Genomic DNA, 17,056 nt, shown 5'->3' with positions numbered 1-17,056 from the left:
TGACTGGACCTGACGCCGTCATATGCGCCGACTTTCCGGAGAGCGCCGATGATCGCCACCCGCCACCTGCCCGACGACCCTGCCCTGCCAGAAGTTCTGGCTCTGATCCGCGCCGAATTCGCGTATATGGATGGCCGGGTCGATCCGCCTTCGTCGATGCAACGCCTTGGTCTTGAAGCGGTCCAGCGCCAGTGTCGCGAGGGCGAGGTCTGGTCGCTGGGCGATCCGATTGTCGCGTGCATGTTCCTGACGCCAATGCCGGGGCGCCTTTATCTGGGCAAGCTGGCGGTATCTGGTTCTGCGCGGGGAAATGGGCTCGCCGCGCGGCTGGTTGGCATCGCGCGCGAGCGGGCGGCGGCGCTGGGGTTCGACACCGTGGAATTGCAGACGCGGATAGAACTGGTCGAAAATCATGCCGCCTTTGCGCGTGTGGGATTCGTGAAAACGGCCGAGACCTCGCACGAGGGCTATGACCGGGTCACGTCGATCACCATGCAGCTGCCGGTCAGGTCGGATCGCGCCAGCGGTTGACGATGGGATAGCGCCGGTCGAGCCAGAAGGCCCGGCCGGTAAGGCGCGCGCCGGGCGCGGACTGGAAACGCTTGTATTCGCTAAGATAGATCAGCCTCTCAACCTTCTGAGCGGTGGCGCGGTCAAAGCCCGCGGCGACGCAATCGGCGATCGAGCCATCCTTTTCGATCAGGATGTTCAGGATTGCGTCGAGTTCGGGATAATCCGGCAGGCTGTCGCTGTCTTTCTGATCGGGGCGAAGCTCGGCGCTTGGCGGCTTTTCGATCACGCGCGGCGGGATCACCTCGCCCGCCGGACCCATCATCCAGTCGCGGTGGTTCGCGTTCCTCCAGCGGCAGGTCTCGAACACGCGGGTCTTGTAGAGATCCTTGATCGGGTTATAGCCGCCGGCCATGTCGCCATAGATCGTTGCATAGCCGACCGCGACCTCGGATTTGTTGCCGGTGGTCAGCAGCATCTCCCCGAACTTGTTGGACATAGCCATCAGCAGCAGGCCGCGCAGGCGGGACTGGATATTTTCCTCGGTCAGGTCGGGTTTCAAGCCCTCGAACAGCGGGGCCAGCGCCTCTGTCACCGCGGCGCGAGGGCCGGAGATCGGCACATAATCGTATCGGCAGCCGATGGCATTCGCGACCGCCTCGGCGTCTTCGAGCGAATGGTCGGAGGTGTATTCCGAGGGCAGCATGACACAACGGACGTTCTCGGGGCCGATGGCATCTGCGGCGATGGCCGCGACGATGGCCGAATCGACACCGCCGGAAAGGCCAAGCAGTACTTTCTTGAAGCCGGTCTTGGCCAAATAGTCGCGCAGGGCCTGCACCATGACGCGATAGTCCTGTTCGTAGGCATCGGGCAAGCCGGCAACTTCGCCCGGCAAGACACGCCAGCCGGATTCGCCACGTTCAAGGTCGACATGGGCGATGCATTCGTCGAAGACCGGCAACTGGACGGCCAGGGCGCCGCCGGGGTTGAGCGCAAAGCTGCCACCATCGAAGACCTGATCGTCCTGGCCACCCACCATGTTCAGATAGATCAGCGGCAAGCCGGTCTCGACCACGCGGGCCACCATATGATTGAGACGGGTCTCGAACTTGTTGCGATAGTATGGCGATCCGTTCGGGACCAGCAGGAATTCGGCTCCGGTCTCGGCCAGGGTCTCGGCCACGTCCTCGTGCCAGGCGTCCTCGCAGATCGGTGAGCCGATGCGTGTGTTGCCCACCGAATAGGGCCCGCCGATAGGGCCGGAATCGAAGATGCGGACCTCATCGAAGACGGTTTCGTTCGGCAGATGGTGCTTGAGCACAGTCGAAACGATGCGACCGCCACGCAGGATGAAATAGGCGTTGAACAACTCGACGCCTTCGACCCAGGGGCCGCCGATCGCCATGGCGGGGCCTTCGGCGCAGTCTTTCGCCAGTTGGCGGACGGCTTCGATGGCAGCGGTATGGAAGGCCGGTTTCACCACCAAATCCTGCGCGTTGTAGCCGGTGATGAACATCTCGGGCAGCGCCACCATGTCGGCGTCGGCCTCACGCGCGGCCTCCCAGGCCTCGCGCGCCTTGGCGGCATTCCCGGCCAGATCGCCCACTACGGGGTTCAGCTGCGCCAGTGTCATGCGGAAACGGTCGGCCATCCTGCCCTCGGTCTCAAGTCGTTGTCCCGCTTCCTTTAGCAGATCGTGCCGGGCAGAAAAGGCGATAGCGGCAAAAGGCGTTGCTCCGAACGGCAGGCTCGCCTAATTTCGGCGGGCCGCACTTTGATCGGCGCCAGACAGGTCCGACAGGAAACAGCATGATCCGAGCCCTGACAGCAACGACCGCCGCGTTTCTCGCCTGGCAAATGGCCCTGCCCGCGCAGGCGCAAGAGACCGGCAAGACGCAGGACGACATCGGGGGCATCTACGAGGGCAGCTTCCGAAACGGGTTGCAGCACGGCACCGGCACCTACCGCCTGCCCAACGGGTATGAGTACACCGGGCAATGGGTCGACGGGGAAATTCGCGGACAGGGGGTTGCACGGTTTCCGAACGGGTCCGTCTACGAGGGTGAATTTGCCAAGGGCAAGCCGGAGGGGTTGGGCAAGATCACGTTCTCGGACGGAGGCACCTACGAGGGCGAGTGGCTGGATGGCAAGATCAACGGCAAGGGGATCGCGATCTACGCCAATGGCGTGCGGTATGAAGGCGAGTTCAAGGACGCCAAGCACCACGGCCAGGGCACGATGCAGAGCCCGGGTGGATACGAATACCGCGGCACATGGGTCGATGGCGAGAAGCAGGGCAAGGGCGTCATCACCTATCCCGACGGCGCTGTCTATGACGGCGACATCGTTGCAGGCCAGCGCGAAGGGACCGGCAAGCTGACGCTGCCCGATGGGCTGGTCTATCAGGGCACCTGGAGAGCCGGTCAGATCGAAGGCAAGGGTACCCTCACCCAGCCCAATGGCGACGTCTATACCGGCGAGTTGGTCGCCGGAAAGCGCGAGGGCAAGGGCCGGGTGGACTATGCCAACGGCGATGTCTACGAGGGCGATTTCGCGGACGATCGCCGCGATGGTCAAGGCACATTCACCGGCACCGATGGCTATGTCTACACCGGCTCGTGGGTGGCCGGGCAGATCGAAGGCATGGGGCGCGTCACCTATCCCGACGGATCGGTCTACGAGGGTCAGTTCCGCGCCGATCTTGCGGATGGAACGGGAAAGATCACCTACCCCGACGGCTCGAACTACGAAGGACAGTGGGTTGCGGGTGTGATCGATGGCGACGGAATCGCGCGTTACGCCAACGGCACAGTCTATGAGGGCCAGTTCAAGAACGCCAAGAACCATGGGCGTGGCGTGATGACCTATCCGGATGGCTATCGTTACGAGGGCGACTGGGTGGACGGCCAGCGGCACGGCCAGGGCAAGGCGACCTATGCCGACGGATCGGTTTACACCGGCGCTTTCGTCAATGGGCAGCGCGAAGGCCAGGGTGAAATTGTCATGACCGGTGGGTTCAAATATGTCGGTGAATGGAAGGACGGCGAGATCGCGGGCAAGGGCATCGCGACCTATGCAAATGGCGACGTTTACGAGGGCGACTTCGTGAAGGGCAAACGTCAGGGACAGGGCACCATGCGCTATGCCAGCGGCCAGGAAGAAAGCGGCACCTGGGAGAATGGCGCGCTGAACAAGAACGGGGGCTGACCGACGGCCGTCCGAAATTCACCCTTTTCATTTACCATATTCAAGTTATACATCCCTGCCATGAATAGCCGCGCCCATATGTCTGCCCTGCCCGCCTTTTGCGGCACGGTCGCGCGCGGCCTACTGCTCCTAACGCGCCTCTGAGCGTGCCATTAGGCGCGCCCGCTCAGAGGATGCAGCCTGCGCGCCATTGGCCCTAGGAACAGTTACGAAAGATCTTGAAATGACCAGCACGACCGACAGCAACCGCGTTTGGATTTTCGACACCACCCTGCGGGATGGCGAACAGTCCCCCGGCGCGACGATGACCCACGCCGAAAAACTCGAGATTGCCGAGATGCTTGACGACATGGGCGTCGACATCATCGAAGCGGGCTTCCCCATCGCGTCCGAGGGCGACTTCCGCGCCGTGAGCGAAATCGCGAAGGCCTCGAAGAACTCGGTCATCTGCGGCCTTGCCCGCGCACAACTGCCCGATATCGACCGGTGCTGGGAGGCGGTGAAGAACGCGCGACAGCCGCGCATCCACACGTTCATAGGGACTTCCCCCCTGCACCGCGCCATTCCGAACCTGACGATGGACGAGATGGCCGAGCGCATCCATCAGACGGTGACGCACGCCCGCAATCTCTGCGACAACGTGCAGTGGTCGCCGATGGATGCGACGCGGACCGAGTGGGACTATCTGCGCCGCGTGGTCGAAATCGCAATCAAGGCGGGGGCGAGCACGATCAACATTCCCGACACGGTCGGCTATACCGCGCCGGTCGAAAGTGCGGACCTTATCCGCCGTCTGATCGCCGAAGTGCCGGGCGCCGACGAGGTGATCTTTGCCACGCACTGCCATAACGACCTTGGGATGGCGACCGCGAATTCGCTGGCGGCCGTCGCCGGCGGCGCGCGCCAGATCGAATGCACGATAAACGGTCTCGGCGAGCGCGCGGGCAATACGGCACTGGAAGAGGTGGTCATGGCGCTGAAGGTACGCCACGACATCATGCCCTGGACGACCAATGTCGACACCCGCAAGATCATGGCGATCTCGCGCCGGGTGGCCACGGTTTCGGGCTTTCCGGTTCAGTTCAACAAGGCGGTTGTGGGCAAGAACGCCTTTGCCCACGAGAGCGGAATCCATCAGGATGGCGTGCTGAAGAACGTCGAGACCTTCGAGATCATGCGGCCCGAGGACGTGGGCCTGTCATCCAACAGCCTGCCGCTTGGCAAGCACTCGGGCCGTGCGGCGCTGCGCGACAAGCTTAAGCAGCTTGGCTTCGAGGTGGGCGACAACCAGCTGAAAGATGTCTTTGTCCGGTTCAAGGAACTCGCCGACCGCAAGAAGGAGGTCTACGACGACGATGTCGTGGCGCTGATGCGGATTGGTGAGGAAGAGAGCGATAACCTCAAGATCGTCTCGATGCGGGTGCTGTGCGGCACCGACGGCCCGGCCGAGGCGACGGTCGAAATGGAGATCGACGGCGAGGACGTGACCGCCACCGCGCAGGGCGACGGCCCGGTGGACGCGAGCTTCAAGGCGATCCGCAAGCTGTGCCCGAACCAGGCGAACCTGCAATTGTATCAGGTGCATGCCGTGACCGAGGGCACCGACGCGCAGGCCACTGTTTCGGTACGACTGGAAGAGGACGGGCGCATCGTGACCGGCCAGTCGGCGAACACCGACACGGTCGTCGCCTCGGCGAAAGCCTATGTTCATGCGTTGAACCGGCTGATCGTGCGTCGCGCGAAGACCGCACCCGGGGCCGACGCGCGCGAGATCAGCTACAAGGACGTGAACTAGATCGGGCGACCCGCCCGGCAGGTTTCTGGACAGCGCCGGCCATTGCCGGCGCTGTTTTTCGTTCTGGCGATTTGAGATGTTTCAAGCTTGATATTTTATACTTGAAATATATTCGCCCCCCTGCCAGATTTCCCGGTGAGTCCTGACCAAGGGGAGGGTCAAAAATGAAGGTGGTGTGTCTGGGCGGAGGGCCGGGAGGCCTGTATTTCGCCATCAGCCTCAAGCTTCGGAACCCCGAACACCAGATCACGGTGATCGAGCGGAACAAGCCCGACGACACCTTTGGATGGGGCGTCGTGCTGTCGGATGAAACGCTGGCCAACCTGCGTGCCAACGATCCCGTCAGCGCTGATGCGATTCACGCGCATTTTGCCTATTGGGATGATATCTCGGTGATCCTGAAAGGGACCAACACCGTTTCCACCGGTCATGGGTTCTGCGGCATCGGGCGCAAGCAGATGCTTCTGCTGCTGCAGGAGCGGTGCCGGGAGCTTGGCATTACCCTGAAATACGAGACCGATGTGGCCGATGTCGATGCGCTGGTGACGGACTACGATCTCGTGGTGGCGGCGGACGGCATCAATTCCCGTGTGCGCACCCATTTCGCGGAGCATTTCAAGCCCGAGATCGACACCCGCGCCTGCAAGTTCGTATGGCTTGGCACCCATGCCAAGTTCGATAACGCATTTACCTTCATCTTCGAGAAGACCGAGCACGGCTGGATCTGGGCGCACGCTTACCAGTTCGACAAGGACACCGCGACCTTCATCGTGGAATGCGCCCAGGACACCTTCGACAAGTGGGGCTTTGCCCATATGTCGCAGGAGGAAAGCATCGCCACCTGCGAGAGAATTTTCGCGGCGCATTTGGGCGGTCACTCCCTGATGACCAACGCCAAGCACATCCGCGGGTCGGCCTGGATCAACTTCAACCGGGTGCTCTGCGAAAAGTGGTATTACAAGAACGTGGTGCTGCTGGGGGATTCCTCGGCCACCGCGCATTTTTCCATCGGCTCGGGCTCCAAACTTGCGCTTGAGTCGGCTATCGCTCTGGCGGATTTTGTCGAGACTCAGCCGACGTTGGAGGCGGCCTTCGAGCGGTATCAGGAGGACCGCCGCACCGATGTGCTGCGCCTCCAGTCCGCCGCGCGCAACTCGACCGAGTGGTTCGAGCAGGTGGAGCGGTATCTGGACCTTGATCCGGTGCAATTCACCTATTCGCTGCTCACGCGGTCGCAGCGGATCAGCCACGAGAACCTGCGGATGCGGGATCCGGATTGGCTGAAGAGCGCCGAAGAGTGGTTCCAGGCCCAGGCGGGCGCCAATGGAGTGCACCGCGCGCCGATGTTCGCACCGTTCCGGTTGCGCGACATGCGGCTGGCCAACCGGATCGTGGTTTCGCCGATGGCGCAATACAAAGCCGTAGACGGCTGCCCCACCGACTGGCATTTCGCCCATTACGCGGAACGCGCGAAGGGCGGCGCGGGATTGGTCTATGTCGAGATGACCTGCGTGTCGCCCGAGGGGCGGATCACGCCGGGCTGCCCCGGTCTGTATGCGCCGGAACATGAGGCGGCCTGGAAGCGCCTGACCGATTTCGTCCATTCCGAAACCCAGGCCAAGCTGTGCATGCAGATCGGCCACGCCGGGCGCAAGGCCTCGACTCAGGTCGGCTGGGAAGAGTCGGATGCGCCGCTGACGACGGGAAACTGGCCCATCATCGCCCCCTCTCCCCTGCCCTGGGCGCCCGAGAACCAGGTGCCGAAGGAGATGGACCGCGGTGACATGGACCTTGTCCGCGACCAGTTCGTCGCCGCGACCAAGATGGCTGACCGCGCCGGCTTTGACATGGTGGAACTGCATGCCGCGCACGGTTATCTGATCTCTTCGTTCATCTCGCCGCTGTCGAACCACCGAACAGACACGTATGGCGGCAGCCTCGAGAACAGGATGCGATATCCGCTGGAAATCTTCGCCGCGATGCGCGCCGCCTGGCCCGAGACCAAACCGATGTCGGTACGTATCTCGGCCAGCGACTGGGTCGAAGGTGGCGTCGATGCGGCGGAGGCGGTGGAGATCGCCGAGATGTTCCGCGCGGCCGGGGCGGACATTATCGATGTCTCGGCCGGGCAAACCTCAATCGAAGCGCAGCCGGTCTATGGCCGCATGTTCCAGACGCCGTTTTCAGACCGCATCCGCAACGAAACCGGGATGGCGACGATGGCGGTCGGGAATATCTACGAGCCGGATCACGCGAATTCCATTCTGATGGCGGGGCGCGCGGATCTGGTCTGTCTTGCGCGGCCGCACCTTGCAGACCCGTACTGGACGCTGCACGCCGCCGCCGCTTTGGGCGACACAGAGACCCCCTGGCCGTTGCCATATCTGCGCGGGCGTGACCAGATGCGCAGGCTCGCTGAACGGGGTGAGGGCATGGGAATCAAAGTGTGAGCGTTAAGGGAAAGGTCGTTCTTATCACCGGTGGCGGCACCGGTCTGGGCGCCGATCTGGCGCGAGGGTTCGCGCGCGAGGGTGCAAGGGTCTGGATCGCCGGACGCACCGCCGAGGCACTGGAGCGTGTGGCGGCGGATTATGCGGAGATTCATACCGTCCAGGCGGATGTGACCGACGAAACGTCCGTGGCGGCCATGTTCGATTTCATCGACACGCCGGACATCGTGATCGCCAATGCAGGCGCGTCGGCCAGCGCGCCCTTCCGGAAGACGACGCTCGCCGAGTGGCAGGCGATGCTGGATGTGAACCTGACCGGAACCTTCCTGACCTTCCGCACCGCGCTGCAGGCGATGGGCAGCGCGTCCTGGGGGCGGTTGATCGCCGTGGCCTCGACCGCAGGCCTCAAGGGCTATCCCTATGTGGCGCCCTACGCGGCGGCGAAACATGGCGTCATCGGCATGGTTCGCAGTCTGGCGCTGGAAACCGCGCGGAGCGGACTCACGGTCAATGCGCTTTGCCCCGGCTTTCTTAATACCGAAATGACCGAGCGCACTATTGCGAATATCACCGGCAAGACCGGGATGTCCGCGGACAAGGCGCGCGCTTCGCTGGAGGCCAACAGCCCGCAACGCCGCCTGATCCAGCCTGCAGAGGTGACTGCCGCTGCACTATGGCTTTGCCTCGCCGGCTCGGAAGGGGTGACAGGCCAGGCGATCTCGATCTCGGGTGGCGAGATATGAGCGATACGGTGCGCCCCCCGTCGAAGCAACGGCTGCGGCTGTGGCTGCGGATGCTGTCGGCCCATCGGGGGATCGAAGCGCATCTGCGCGAGCGCCTGCGCGAGACGCATGACAGCACCCTGCCCCGCTTTGACGTGCTGTCGGCCCTGGATCGCCACCGTGACGGGTTGCGGATGAGCGACCTGTCGGCGCGGCTGAAGGTCAGCAACGGCAATGTCACCGGCATCGTCGAACGGCTGGCAAGCGAAGGGCTGATCGAACGCTCCCAGGTCGATGGCGACCGCCGCGCCATGCTGGTGCGGCTTACTCCGGCCGGCATAGAGCGCTTTGCCGCGATGGCCGCCGATCACGAAACCTGGGTCAACGACTTGCTCGCCCCGTTCTCGGCGGGCGAACTGGATACGCTCATCACGCTACTCGACCGCATAGGAGACCACCCCGCATGACCGATATGGCTGGCTTTGCCCCGAAACATTTCCAGTGGCAGGCGGCCGATGGCGTAGCCACGATCCGCCTGAACCGGCCGGACCGCAAGAACCCGTTGACCTTCGACAGCTATGCCGAACTGCGCGATACGTTCCGGGCGCTGCCCTATGCCAGCGACATTCACGCCGTTGTCTTCGCCTCGAACGGCGGGAACTTCTGCTCGGGCGGGGATGTGCATGACATCATCGGCCCGCTGGTGGCGATGGAGATGAAGGATCTGCTGGCCTTCACACGCATGACCGGCGATCTGGTCAAGGCGATGCTGCACTGCACCAAACCGGTGATCGCGGCCGTCGATGGCATCGCGGCCGGAGCTGGGGCGATCATCACCATGGCCTCGGACCTTCGGCTTGCCACGCCCGAGGCGAAATGCGCCTTCCTGTTCAACCGTGTGGGCCTTGCCGGCGCCGACATGGGCGCTTGCGCGATGCTGCCCCGTATCATCGGTCAGGGGCGCGCGGCCGAACTCCTCTATACCGGGCGCGCGATGGGTGCAGAGGAAGGGCTCGCCTGGGGCTACTGGAACGCCCTGCATCCGGCGGAGTCGCTGGAGGCCGAGGCGATGAAGCTGGCCGGCCGTATCGCCGCCGGTCCGACCTTTGCCAATGGGATCACCAAGACCCAGCTGAACCAGGAATGGAACATGTCGCTGGATCAGGCGATCGAGTCCGAGGCGCAGGCGCAGGCGATCTGCATGCAGACCAAGGATTTCGAGCGCGCCTACCACGCCTTCGTCGCGAAGGAAAAGCCGGTGTTCGCCGGGGACTGACCCCTGCCGGCGCGCCGGCGGCGCGGTGGCCTTGGAGTATTTGGAAAGAGAAGAAGCAGAGGGAATTGCTGGGATGGCGGACCGGAGCTTTCTGGAGTGGCCCTTCTTCGAGGATCGTCACCGCGCATTGGCAGCGGCGCTCGAGGAGTGGTGCAAGGCCAACCTGCCCGTCGATCACGGCGACGTCGATGCCGCCTGCCGGGGGCTGGTGCACGACTTGGGGGCAGCCGGCTTTCTCAAGCACTCGGGTGGCGAGACGCTGGACGTCCGCTCGCTCTGCCTGATCCGCGAGACACTGGCGCGCCATGACGGGCTGGCCGATTTCGCCTTTGCCATGCAGGGGCTCGGGATGGGGGCGGTGTCGCTGTTTGGAACGGATGAGCAGCGAACATGGCTGGAAAGGACGCGTTCAGGCGCGGCGATTTCGGCCTTTGCGCTGAGCGAGCCGGCCAGCGGGTCGGACGTGGCGAATATGACCACGACCGCAGAGAAAGACGGCAACGACTTTGTGATAAACGGCGAAAAAACCTGGATTTCCAACGGGGGAATCGCCGATCTTTATGTGCTGTTCGCGCGCACCGGGGAAGCGCCGGGGGCGAAGGGGATCTCGGCCTTTCTGGTGCCGGCCGACACACCCGGGCTGGAGATCGCCGAACGCATCGAGGTGATCGCTCCGCATCCGCTGGCACGCCTCACGTTCACCGACATGCGCCTTCCCGGGTCGGCGCTGATCGGGCCGGCGGGCGGCGGCTTTCGCGTCGCGATGTCTGTGCTGGACGTTTTCCGCTCGACCGTCGGCGCGGCAGCGCTTGGCTTTGCGCGGCGCGCGCTCGAGGAGAGCCTTGCAAGGGTTCAGAATCGAGAGCTTTTTGGTGCGCCCCTGTTCGATCTTCAGATGGTGCAGGGCCATATCGCGGACATGGCTCTGGGAGTCGATGCCTCGGCCCTGCTGGTCTATCGCGCGGCCTGGACCAAGGACATGGGCGCGGCGCGGGTGACGCGCGAGGCAGCGATGGCGAAGCTCCATGCGACCGAGACGGCGCAACAGATCATAGACGCGGCAGTGCAACTGCATGGCGGTGACGGCGTGCGCAGGGGCAGCGTGGTGGAAAGCCTTTACCGGGAGATCCGCGCCCTGAGAATCTACGAAGGCGCAAGCGACGTGCAGAAGGTGGTGATCGCCCGAACTGCGATGGGAAGCTGACACAGGCCGTCCCACCGGGGGCCTGCGGCAGATAGGAAAAAAGACCAATCCCGAGACAACGGGAGACTGAAATCCAACAAGAGGAAGTGTCATGAAAGATCTCGAGAAAGGCATCACCGAAAACGGCTCTGGCTATGACGGGGTCGTGTGGAACATCCTTGGTCAGACCTATTATCCGAAGGCCGTCTGCGAGACGACTTTCGCCTTCGAGACCAATTCCGAGCCGGGACAGTTCGTGCCCGTGCACATCCACCCGACACAGGACGAATTCATCCTGGTGCAAGAGGGGGAACTGGACCTGAAGCTGGACGGCGTCTGGACCAAGGCGCGTGCAGGCGATCTGGTGCGGATGCCGCGCGGCATTCCCCACGGCTATTTCAACAAGTCCGACAAGCCGTGCCGCGCGCTCTTCTGGGTCTCGCCCATGGGGCAGCTGCGCGATCTCTTCGCGGCGCTGCACGACCAGACCGACATCGGACGGATCGTTGAACTGTCGGCGCAACACGAAGTCGACTTCCTGCCTGAAGAGGCGAATGCATGACACCCCTGGGGCCTTCGGGTCACACCGACACCTTCACGCGCGACAACCTGCCGCCCGCGTCCGACTGGCCGGAGATCACGCCTGGCGCACATTCCTATCCCGACTGGATCAACGTCGGGGTCGAACTGACTGACCGGATGGTCGAACAGGGCTTTGGCGACCACACCGCGCTGATCGGAAACGGGCGGCGGCGCAGCTACAAGGAGTTGGCTGACTGGACCAACCGGCTGGCGCGCGCGCTGGTGGAGAACTACGGCGTGAAGCCCGGCAACCGGGTGCTGATCCGCAGCGCCAACAACCCGGCAATGGTGGCCTGCTGGCTTGCCGCGACAAAGGCGGGGGCGGTGGTGGTGAACACGATGCCGATGTTGAGGGCCGGGGAACTGGCCAAGATCGTCGACAAGGCGGGTATCACGCACGCGCTCTGCGATACTCGGCTCATGGAGGATATGGTCACATGTGCCAAGGATTCCAGCACCTTGAAGACCGTTGTTGGTTTTGACGGCACTGCGAACCATGATGCGGAACTGGACCGCGCCGCGCTGGACAAGCCGGTGCGGTTCGAGGCCGTGAAGACGGGGCGCGACGACGTGGCGCTGCTGGGGTTCACCAGCGGCACCACGGGCGAGCCCAAGGCGACGATGCACTTTCACCGCGACATCCTGATCATCGCGGACGGCTATGCGAAGGAGGTGCTGAACGTCACGCCGGAGGACATCTTCGTCGGCTCGCCCCCTCTGGCCTTCACTTTCGGCCTGGGCGGGCTGGCGGTCTTCCCGCTGCGCTTTGGTGCTTGCGCGGTGCTGCTGGAAAGCGCCTCACCGCCGAACATGATCGAGATCATCCAGAAATATCGGGCGACCGTGTGCTTTACCGCGCCGACCGCCTATCGGGTGATGCTGGCCGCGATGGACCAGGGAGCGGATCTGTCCTCGCTCCGTGCGGCAGTTTCGGCGGGCGAAACGCTGCCGGCGCCGGTCTATGACGACTGGATGGCCAAGACAGGCAAGCCGATGCTGGACGGCATCGGTTCGACCGAGATGCTGCATATCTTCATCACCAACCGCTTCGACGACCATCGCCCCGCCTGCACGGGCAGGCCGGTAAAAGGATATCGCGCGAAGATCGTCGGCGAGGACGGGCAAGAGCTGCCCCGTGGCGAGGTGGGGAGGCTGGCTGTCCAAGGGCCGACCGGCTGCCGTTATTTGAACGACCGTCGGCAGGCCGACTATGTGCAGAATGGCTGGAACCTGACCGGCGACAGCTTTGTCATGGATGCCGACGGCTATCTGCATTTCGCGGCGCGGTCCGACGACATGATCATCTCGGCCGGCTACAATATCGCCGGTCCGGAGGTCGAGGCCGCCTTGCTGGCCCATCCGGATGTGGCGGAATGCGCCGTGATCGGGGTGCCAGACGAGGATCGGGGGCAGATCGTGCAGGCGCATGTCGTGCTGAAACCGGGTGTCACAGGCGATATCAAGGCCTTGCAGGACTTTGTGAAGGCGCGCATTGCCCCTTACAAGTATCCCCGTTCGGTGAAATTCGTCGATTCGCTGCCGAAGACGCAGACGGGGAAGATTCAGCGGTTTCGGCTGAAGCAGAACTGAGGGCGTCGCGCTCGGTTTCCCATGACTTCCGGCGTCGCGGCTCGGCCCAGGGTCCGAGCCGCAGGGCCATCAGTGTTGCGGAATCATACCATGACATGTGGGGCCTCCTTCGCTTTCCAGGCGACTGGACAGCACCGATCCTGACAGTGGGGTGTCAGGAGGGGATGTTAGGGTGACGGCAACCCGAGGAGATCATGATGCGGAAGTCGTCGCGCCTGTTCGAAATCATCCAAGTCCTGCGCTCTGCCGCGCGACCGCTGACCGCGCGCGCCCTGGCCGAGCGCCTGGAAGTGTCTGAGCGCACCATATATCGTGATATCGCGGCGCTGCAGGGCATGCGGACCCCGATCGAAGGAGAGGCTGGTGTCGGGTATGTCATGCGGCGCGGCTATGACCTGCCGCCTCTGAATTTCGACCCGGAAGAAATCGAGGCGCTGAGGGTCGGACTGGCGATGCTGGCACGGACCGGGGATGGGGCGCTTCAGAAAGCGGCGGAGCGGATTCGCGCGAAGATCGAGGCGCTCAGCCCCGAGGCGGACTGGCTGCAGGTCGCGCCCTGGGGTGCGCCACTGGACGATCCGGCGCTTGGCTGTGTGTCCAAGTCAGTGCTGCGCGACGCGGTACGGCAGGCACGCAAGCTGCGCTTGACCTACCGCGATGCCGATGAGGAGGAGTCTGTGCGCGTTGTTCGTCCGGTGGCGGTGATCTACCATCTCGAATGCGTCATGCTTGCGGCCTGGTGCGAGCTTCGCCACGATTTCAGGCACTTCCGGGTCGATCGTCTGTGGGGCTGCGATCTGCTGGAGGAGTTCTTTCCCGAGCAGCAGAGGACTTTGCGCCAGCTTTGGACGGAACAGCATGGCTATGCCGCAGGACCACAGGTTATCGGCTGATGCGCGGGGGCGTTCTCCGAGGGTCAGGGAATGACCACGCCCGCGCGATTGAAGCGGACCTTGTCGGTGGTCAGGTCGTCGTAAGTGACCATCACCTCTATCAGCTGAACCGTGCGCAGGGGGAATTCCCGGTAGGGGTTGCCGTCTCCTTCGAGAATTGCCGCAGCCTGTGGTTTGTCGAGATGGCACTGCGGCAGAGGCCAGGGCTCGGCCGGTGCGCCATTCAGGCCCACCCGCAGTTCAAGCAATCCGCAGCGCCAGGACCAGAGGTGCGTGACATAAAGCAGGTCCTTTCCGCCATATTCGCGGACTGCGATCCAGTTCGATTTGGTGGCGTTCAGGATCGGCCGCACCTCGAGTGCGGTGAGAAAGCGCCCGGTCGGCACCTGAGGCTCGGCCACGAGTCCCGGCGTGACGGTTTGCGCCTTTGGCGCGAGAAAGGCCAATTGGGCTGAAGTTTGCTCCTGCGGATTCGGCGTCGGCTGAGGCACCGGTTGGGGGGCAGGTTGAGGCGCGAAGATCACCGGCGCGGCCGTCTGTGGCGCGGGTTGCGGGGCGGTGGCCACCGGCGCAGGTTGCGCAGGGGCGGTGGAAGCCGCGGGCGGGAAGACGGGCAGGTTCAGCGCCGAGGTCTGTTGCGGTGGCGTCGGCTCGGCTGCCTCGGGTGGCGTCTCTTCCTCAGCCATCTGGGCGGCGTCCGGCGCGGTCGCCGTTGGTGTTTCCAAGGCGGTGATTGACGGGGTCTCGGCCGGCATCGATAGAGCCGCATCCATCTCGGCTGCCTGATGCACCGATGTCGCCAGCATCAACAGGAAAATCTCGAGCATAAAAATCTCCTCCACCAGTTCCCGCAGTCCGGGCGAAATCGGGACCTGCGCAATTGCAGGGTTTTGGGCCAAGGCCAACGCCTCTATACTGCCCGCAAAAAGCAGCCGTCGCAGCAGAAATCGGCGACCGGGAGCAGTATGTCAAACAATCCGGGCGCGCGCCAATCGTTCAATGTGATGATCGTCGGCCAAGCCGGGCGTCTGCAATACGAATGTCTTTTGTTCGCTGCATCTTTGCGGAAGTTTGCGCCCGATTTCCCCGGACGTTTGTTCGTGGCCGTGCCGCAACCCGGAGCAAACTGGGGATATGACCCCTCGATCCGCAACTTGGACCTGCTGGCCGCGCTAGATGCACTTGGCGCCGAGATCCTGCCATTTCAGAACCGGGTGTTTGGCGGCAGCTATCCGCACGGCAACAAGATCGAAGCGTTGCTGGCGATGCCCAAGGGCGAGCCTTTCGTGTTTTTCGACAGCGATACGTTGATCACCGGCGACCTGGGGGGCGTGCCCTTCGACTTTGCTCGGCCCTCTGCCTCGGGCCGGGTGGAGGGAACCTGGCCGGTGCCGACACTCTATGGACCCGGTATCGCACAGATCTGGCGTTCGCTGTACGATCTTTTCGGACTGGACTTCGACTCGAGCCTCGATCTGTCTCAACCCGCAAACCATTGGCGGCGCTATCTCTATTTCAACGCAGGGTGGTTCTATGGTCCCTGCCCGCGTGTGTTTGGCGCCGCGTTTCTGGACTATGCCCAGACCATCCGCGACACGCCACCCGTCGAACTGACCGGGCAGAGTTTTGCCCCCTGGCTGGACCAGATCACGCTTCCGCTGGTGATTCACGCGCTTGGCGGGGCGCGCGACGTGCTGCCGCGGGGTTTGCTTGATGGCGCAATCAGCTGCCATTACCGCCATTTTCCCCTGCTCTACGCCCGCGAGAGCGACTATGTGGTCGCGGCGCTGGAAGAGGTTGCCGCACCAAACAAGATCAAGAAAATCCTGAAGAATTACGAGGCGATCAAGCGCACAGTCTATCAACGAAAGGGGCACAGGGTGCGGGCCATGTTCGACCGCGACAACCTGCCAACACAAGAAAAGGCGATCCGCAATCGCATCAAGGAAGCGGGGCTTTGGATCCGGTGACGCCGGACTTCCGTTCTTGAACGGAGAAGGCCGCTCTCGGAGAGCGGCCTTCGGAGCGACAGTCGGTATTACATGACTTAGGCGCGTTGCAGCAACGTGTAGGTTGAAATCACCTCGCCCGACACTTGGGCGCGCTGAATTTTACCATTCTCGTCGCGTTTGCTCTTTGCGCCTGCGACGCCCTTGATGAGGCGGCCCATCTGCTGGTTGATTGGCGCCTTGGCGCGGGCGAGGGCACGCTGATCGGCCGTGCCGGCATCCACGGCGTCATCGTAGTGCGCCTGGAATATGGCGTCGGTCGCGGCGCGCTTCATCACGGACAGGATGAAGTGCTCGTCAAAGCCTCCCGCCGCGTCAATTTCGCGAGCGAGCTCGACGACACGGTCCAGCACCGCGCGCTTGGCGGCAAGGCGCTTGGCGAGAGGATCTCCGGCGGGGGCCTGTTCGATCACAAAAGTCTCGGCCAGCTTCTGGAGGAAGGGAGCCAGGTCCATCCCGGCGATCTTGGCGGCCTGGGTCATGACCTTGCGCACTTCGGTTTCCAGCAGGAAGGTGACCGTATTCGTTTCGGCCTGCCGCTTGCGCTTGGCAAGACGCTTTTCCGCGAGGGTTGGCTGTGCGGCGCCCGCTTCACCCTTCGGACCCCTGCGCGCCTTTCCAGCCGCCGCACGCTTGCCGGCGCGTTTCTTTTTCTTCTCAAGAGTTTGAATATCGTCGTTCATGGCAGTCTCCTGGCCTCAACATAGATTACAGGTATGTTGTATCATGCATTCCGTCAACATACATATAATCTATGTTCACCGGTGCAGCGTCCGTCCGCTCAAAGTGTTCTGGTTCGTGGGGTGTTTCCCGGACGCCCGTTCTTTTTGCCGCGT

At 63.3% G+C, this 17,056-nt stretch carries 15 protein-coding genes; 12 read left to right on the top strand and 3 right to left on the bottom strand.

The features are described 5' to 3' along the window. Nucleotides 1-48: 48 nt before the first annotated feature. Nucleotides 49-531 (top strand): GNAT family N-acetyltransferase, encoded by a 483-nt coding sequence (locus tag ACFO5X_RS15960; protein WP_380718660.1) that lies wholly within the window; start codon nt 49-51, stop codon nt 529-531. Here the strand turns inward: ACFO5X_RS15960 and ACFO5X_RS15955 are convergent. Further along, nucleotides 506-2,164: an NAD+ synthase gene (locus ACFO5X_RS15955; RefSeq protein ID WP_380718658.1), complete on the bottom strand. Its 1,659-nt coding sequence runs from the start codon at nt 2,162-2,164 to the stop codon at nt 506-508. The two genes, ACFO5X_RS15960 and ACFO5X_RS15955, sit on opposite strands and share 26 nt — an antisense overlap. Before the next feature lie 206 nt (nt 2,165-2,370). On the opposite strand from ACFO5X_RS15955, the gene ACFO5X_RS15950 reads away from it, so the two are divergent. From ACFO5X_RS15950 to ACFO5X_RS15905, 10 genes are all read left to right on the top strand, one after another. Beyond that, a complete protein-coding gene (locus ACFO5X_RS15950; RefSeq protein ID WP_380719532.1) occupies nt 2,371-3,720 on the top strand; it encodes an MORN repeat-containing protein in 1,350 nt (449 codons plus the stop codon). Nucleotides 3,721-3,943: 223 nt separating this feature from the next. Further along, entirely contained in the window at nt 3,944-5,515 is a 1,572-nt protein-coding gene (locus ACFO5X_RS15945) for a 2-isopropylmalate synthase (RefSeq protein WP_380718655.1), read from the top strand. Between the two features lie 164 nt (nt 5,516-5,679). Next, nucleotides 5,680-7,965 (top strand): bifunctional salicylyl-CoA 5-hydroxylase/oxidoreductase, encoded by a 2,286-nt coding sequence (locus ACFO5X_RS15940; protein WP_380718652.1) that lies wholly within the window; start codon nt 5,680-5,682, stop codon nt 7,963-7,965. Beyond that, a complete protein-coding gene (locus tag ACFO5X_RS15935; protein WP_380718650.1) occupies nt 7,962-8,708 on the top strand; it encodes an SDR family NAD(P)-dependent oxidoreductase in 747 nt (248 codons plus the stop codon). The genes ACFO5X_RS15940 and ACFO5X_RS15935 overlap by 4 nt, the downstream gene beginning before the upstream one ends. Further along, a complete protein-coding gene (locus ACFO5X_RS15930; RefSeq protein ID WP_380718648.1) occupies nt 8,705-9,154 on the top strand; it encodes a MarR family winged helix-turn-helix transcriptional regulator in 450 nt (149 codons plus the stop codon). The genes ACFO5X_RS15935 and ACFO5X_RS15930 overlap by 4 nt, the downstream gene beginning before the upstream one ends. Continuing rightward, nucleotides 9,151-9,963 (top strand): enoyl-CoA hydratase family protein, encoded by an 813-nt coding sequence (locus tag ACFO5X_RS15925; protein WP_380718646.1) that lies wholly within the window; start codon nt 9,151-9,153, stop codon nt 9,961-9,963. The genes ACFO5X_RS15930 and ACFO5X_RS15925 overlap by 4 nt, the downstream gene beginning before the upstream one ends. 73 nt (nt 9,964-10,036) lie before the next feature. Further along, the gene (locus ACFO5X_RS15920; protein WP_380718644.1) at nt 10,037-11,167 is read left to right on the top strand and encodes an acyl-CoA dehydrogenase family protein; all 1,131 of its coding nucleotides are present in this window, start codon (nt 10,037-10,039) and stop codon (nt 11,165-11,167) included. 91 nt (nt 11,168-11,258) lie between these two features. Beyond that, a complete protein-coding gene (locus ACFO5X_RS15915) occupies nt 11,259-11,708 on the top strand; it encodes a cupin domain-containing protein (RefSeq protein WP_380718642.1) in 450 nt (149 codons plus the stop codon). Beyond that, nucleotides 11,705-13,318, top strand: a complete 1,614-nt coding sequence (locus ACFO5X_RS15910; RefSeq protein ID WP_380718640.1) for an AMP-binding protein — start codon at nt 11,705-11,707, stop codon at nt 13,316-13,318. Before ACFO5X_RS15915 ends, ACFO5X_RS15910 begins: the two co-directional genes overlap by 4 nt. Nucleotides 13,319-13,515: 197 nt before the next feature. Further along, on the top strand, nt 13,516-14,211 hold the full coding sequence (locus ACFO5X_RS15905) for a helix-turn-helix transcriptional regulator (RefSeq protein ID WP_380718638.1): 696 nt from the start codon (nt 13,516-13,518) through the stop codon (nt 14,209-14,211). A gap of 23 nt (nt 14,212-14,234) precedes the next feature. Here the strand turns inward: ACFO5X_RS15905 and ACFO5X_RS15900 are convergent, their stop codons facing one another. After that, entirely contained in the window at nt 14,235-15,038 is an 804-nt protein-coding gene (locus ACFO5X_RS15900; protein ID WP_380718636.1) for a hypothetical protein, read from the bottom strand. A gap of 138 nt (nt 15,039-15,176) precedes the next feature. On the opposite strand from ACFO5X_RS15900, the gene ACFO5X_RS15895 reads away from it, so the two are divergent. Then, complete coding sequence (locus ACFO5X_RS15895) at nt 15,177-16,181, top strand: hypothetical protein (protein ID WP_380719530.1); 1,005 nt, start codon at nt 15,177-15,179, stop codon at nt 16,179-16,181. 77 nt (nt 16,182-16,258) lie between these two features. Here ACFO5X_RS15895 and ACFO5X_RS15890 read toward each other — a convergent pair whose 3' ends face one another. After that, nucleotides 16,259-16,903 carry a hypothetical protein gene (locus ACFO5X_RS15890; protein WP_380718633.1) on the bottom strand — a complete coding sequence of 215 codons (645 nt, stop codon included), beginning with the start codon at nt 16,901-16,903 and terminating at the stop codon, nt 16,259-16,261. Between the last annotated feature and the right edge of the window lie 153 nt (nt 16,904-17,056).

Origin of the sequence: Seohaeicola nanhaiensis (assembly GCF_042654245.1) — a bacterium.
Lineage (GTDB): Bacteria > Pseudomonadota > Alphaproteobacteria > Rhodobacterales > Rhodobacteraceae > Seohaeicola_A > Seohaeicola_A nanhaiensis.
The sequence above is the reverse complement of the archived record's forward strand: the minus strand, read 5'-3'. Positions and strand labels throughout refer to the sequence as shown.